Genomic DNA, 4,586 nt, shown 5'->3' on the forward strand with positions numbered 1-4,586 from the left:
GAGCCACAGGCCGTCCTTGAAATAGGCTTCGAACTGCGCAGCGACGAAGCGCGATTTCGAGAACAATTGCGCCGCGCGCTTGCGCAGGAAGGCCAGTTCGCTGGCGCGGTCCAGATCGAACAGCACGACAGCCTCGGCGCACCAGCAGCCGTTCTTGGTGCCGCCGAAGGAGAGGATGTCGACGCCGCGCTTCCAGGTCATTTCCGCCGGCGTCGTCTCGAGCGCGACCAGCGCATTGGCGAAGCGGGCGCCATCCATATGCAGCGGCAATTTGTGATGCTTGGCGATCGTTGAAATCCTGGCGATCTCGTTCAACGTATAGATGGTGCCGACCTCGGTCGACTGAGTGATCGACACGGCCATCGGGCGCCCGGAATGGACGATTTCAGGCGCGAACCGGTCCACCGCCGCTCCCAGCTTGTTCGGATCGATCTTGCCCAGCGCGCCGTCGACGGCAAAGAGCCGTGAGCCGCCCGTGAAGTATTCCGGCGCGCCGCATTCGTCCTCGATGACATGCGATTCGCGATGGCAGAAGGAAATGCCGCCTGATTTGTTGTAGGTGCTCAGCGACAGCGAATTGGCTGCGGTGCCGGTCGCCACGAAAAACACTGCTACCTCGCGCTCGAAAATTTCGTTGAAGCGCTGGTAGGCGGCCTGGTCGAGGGCGCCGTCGCCATAGGCAGTGGAAAAGCCGCCGGCATGGGCCGATAGCCCCGCAGCGATGCTGGGATGGGCGCCGGCCCAATTGTCGGAAGCGAAATTCATGCGTTTGCCTGTGCTGGGAAAATCCATGCAACCTTGGCCGCTTTCGCATCCTGCTCGCAAGTGCCAAGTACCGGAAAACCGGTAAAGCCAAGAGAAGCGATGGCGGAGGTAAACGACCGAAGGTTACGTGCTGCTGCGCCTATGCGTAATTTTCTGTCGTGGAATGCCCAAGATTTTCATGAATCGGTCTTGTGCACATCCGGAATTTCTGTCATAAAAAAATTAGGACAGTAGTACTGTCTTATTTTGTCGCGCACATCAGACTGGATTGGCGTATCATTGGGTCTCTCCGGCCGTTGCCGTGAGCGACAGGTAGACAGCCTGGCTCTGGCCTGTACGATTACCGGATGCGAACCAGGCCGCCTGGTTCGCAAGGATTTCGCAAGGCGTGCCGCAAGGATGAAGGGGGAGCCAAGCGCTTCCCGACGCAAACCAGCGCCCTAAGGGGCGCGGAATGGAGGACAGGATGATGACGGAAATGACGCCATCTGCGACGAACGGCCCGGCCGCGCAGACGAAAGCGCCAGCCGTCAAAAATCGGTCCATCGCCACTGGCCTGACCAATATTGAGCGAACCCATACCGGCTTTGCCGCGCAAGGCCTTTACGATCCGCGCAACGAGCACGATGCTTGCGGCGTCGGCTTCATCGTCAACATGAAGGGCGTGAAGTCGCATCAGATCGTCAAGGACGGGCTCGCCGTGCTCGAGAACCTGACGCATCGCGGCGCCGTCGGCGCCGATCCGCTGATGGGCGACGGCGCAGGCGTGCTGGTGCAGCTTCCCGACCGCTTCTTCCGCGAGGAGATGGCCAGCCAAGGCGTCGAATTGCCCAAGCCCGGCCACTACGCCGTCGGGCATGTGTTCATGCCGCGCGATCTGGAGCTTCAGGCGCATATCGAAGGCATCATAGCCGAAGTGGCGCAGCTCGAAGGCCAGCCGCTGCTCGGCTTCCGCGACGTGCCGGTCGACAATTCATCGCTGTCCAAGGCGCCGGATATCGCGGCCTCTGAACCGGTCCAGCGGCAGGTGTTCCTGGGCCGCGGCGCCGAGATCGAGAACGACGACGATTACGAGCGGCGGCTCTACATCCTGCGCAAGGTCATTTCCGGCCGTATCCATGAGGAGACCAAGGGCGTCGACAATGGCTTCTACGTCGTGTCGATGTCGTCGCGGACCATCGTCTATAAGGGCATGTTCCTGGCCTATCAGGTCGGCGCCTATTACAAGGACCTGACCGATCCGCGTTTCGAGACGGCGCTGATCCTGGTCCACCAGCGTTTCTCGACCAACACCTTCCCGTCGTGGAAGCTGGCGCATCCCTATCGCATGGTCGCCCACAATGGCGAGATCAACACGCTGCGCGGCAACGTCAACTGGATGGCGGCGCGGCAGGCGTCGGTCGATTCCGAACTGTTCGGAAACGATATCTCCAAGCTGTGGCCGATCTCCTATGAGGGGCAGTCGGACACCGCCTGTTTCGACAATGCGCTCGAGTTCCTGACGCAGGGCGGCTACTCGCTTGCCCATGCGATGATGATGCTGATCCCGGAAGCCTGGGCCGGCAACAAGTTGATGGACCAAGATCGCAAGGCGTTTTACGAATACCACGCCGCCCTGATGGAGCCGTGGGACGGGCCGGCGGCGGTGGCCTTTACCGACGGCCGCCAGATCGGCGCCACACTTGACCGCAACGGCCTGCGCCCGGCGCGCTACATCGTCACCGACGACGATCGCGTCATCATGGCCTCGGAAGCCGGCGTGCTGCCGGTGCCGGAGGAAAGGATCGTCAAGAAGTGGCGGCTGCAGCCCGGCCGCATGCTGTTGATCGACCTGGAGAAGGGCCGCATCGTTTCCGATGAGGAGATTAAGTCGGAGATCGCGACTAGGCATCCCTACAAGAGCTGGCTCGCCAACACCCAGCTCATTCTCGAAGACCTGAAGCCGGTCGAGCCACGCGCGCTGCGCAGGGACGTTTCGCTGCTCGACCGCCAGCAGGCGTTCGGCTACAGCCAGGAAGACACGAAGCTGTTGATGTCGCCGATGGCGACGACCGGACAGGAAGCCGTGGGATCGATGGGCACCGACACGCCGATCTCGGCGATGTCGGACAGATCGAAGCTGCTCTATACCTATTTCAAACAGAACTTCGCGCAGGTCACCAACCCGCCGATCGATCCGATCCGCGAGGAGCTGGTGATGAGCCTGGTGTCCTTCATCGGGCCGAGGCCCAACATCTTCGACCTCGTCGGCAATTCGCGCCGCAAGCGGCTCGAAGTGCGCCAGCCGATCCTGACCAATGGCGATCTCGAAAAGATACGCTCCATCGGCCACACCGAGGACCGCTTCGACACCAAGACGATCGACATCACCTACGCTTCGAACGAAGGCGCGGCCGGCATGCAGGGCGCTATCGACCGGCTATGCGAGCGCGCCGAGGCGGCGGTCGCCGGCGGCTATAACATCATCATCCTGTCCGACCGTCAGCTCGGGCCGGACCGTATCGCCATTCCGGCGCTGCTGGCGACGGCGGCCGTTCACCATCATCTGATCCGCAAGGGGTTGCGCACGTCGGTGGGGCTCGTGGTCGAGTCCGGTGAGCCGCGCGAGGTGCATCATTTCTGCTGTCTTGCCGGCTATGGAGCCGAGGCGATCAACCCCTATCTCGCCTTCGACACGCTGCTCGACATGCACAAGCGTGGCGAGCTGCCGGCGGAGGTCGACGCTTATGAAGTCGTTACCCGCTACATCAAGTCGATCGGCAAGGGCATCCTCAAGGTGATGTCCAAGATGGGCATTTCGACCTATCAGTCCTATTGCGGCGCGCAGATCTTCGACGCGATCGGGTTGAAGTCGGACTTCGTGCAGAAGTATTTCACCGGCACCGCGACCCTGATCGAAGGCGTCGGGCTGGACGAGATCGCCGCCGAGACGGTCAGCCGCCATACCGACGGCTTCGGCAACGACCCGATGCTGCGCAACAGCCTCGAGGTCGGCGGCGAATACATGTTCCGCATGCGCGGCGAAGCGCATATCTGGTCGCCCGATGCGGTGGCCACCTTGCAGCACGCCGTGCGCCAGGGCTCATGGGAGACGTTCAAGGACTATTCCGCCCAGATCGACAGCGAGACGGCTCAGGCGCAGAGCATTCGCGGCCTGTTCAAGATCAGGCTCGCCGAAGAAACCGGCCGCAAGAAGGTCACGCTCGACGAGGTCATGCCGGCAGCCGATATCGTCAAGCGGTTCTCGACCGGAGCGATGTCCTTCGGCTCGATCTCCAGGGAAGCGCACACCACGCTGGCGCGCGCCATGAACACCATCGGCGGCAAGTCGAACACCGGCGAGGGCGGCGAAGAGGCCGACCGCTACCTGCCGCTGCCGGGCGGTGGCAAGAACCCGGAACGTTCGGCGATCAAGCAGGTCGCTTCCGGACGGTTCGGCGTGACGGCGGAATATCTGGTCAACTCCGACATAATGCAGATCAAGGTCGCGCAAGGCGCAAAGCCGGGCGAGGGCGGTCAGCTGCCCGGCCACAAGGTCGATGCCACCATCGCCAAGGTCAGGCATTCGACGCCGGGCGTCGGCCTGATCTCGCCGCCGCCGCATCACGACATCTACTCGATCGAGGATCTGGCCCAGCTCATCTACGACCTCAAGAACGTCAATCCGGCGGCGGATGTGTCGGTCAAGCTGGTGTCCGAAGTCGGCGTCGGCACGGTTGCGGCCGGCGTCGCCAAGGCGCGTGCCGATCACATCACCATATCGGGCTATGACGGCGGCACGGGTGCATCGCCGCTGACCTCGCTCAAGCACGCCGGCAGCC

At 62.5% G+C, this 4,586-nt stretch carries 1 protein-coding gene and 1 pseudogene; one reads left to right on the forward strand and one right to left on the reverse strand.

Translation table 11 applies throughout. From position 1 onward, the window contains the following. On the reverse strand, positions 1-765 hold a 765-nt coding region (locus tag E5W87_RS20255), incomplete at its 3' end, for a low specificity L-threonine aldolase (protein WP_292401314.1). A 565-nt stretch (positions 766-1,330) separates the two neighbouring features. On the opposite strand from E5W87_RS20255, the pseudogene gltB reads away from it, so the two are divergent. Continuing rightward, positions 1,331-4,586, forward strand: a pseudogene (gene gltB, locus E5W87_RS20260) (glutamate synthase large subunit); the annotation flags it as partial.

Source organism: Mesorhizobium sp. (assembly GCF_004962925.1).
In the GTDB taxonomy this organism is placed as follows: Bacteria; Pseudomonadota; Alphaproteobacteria; order Rhizobiales; family Rhizobiaceae; genus Mesorhizobium.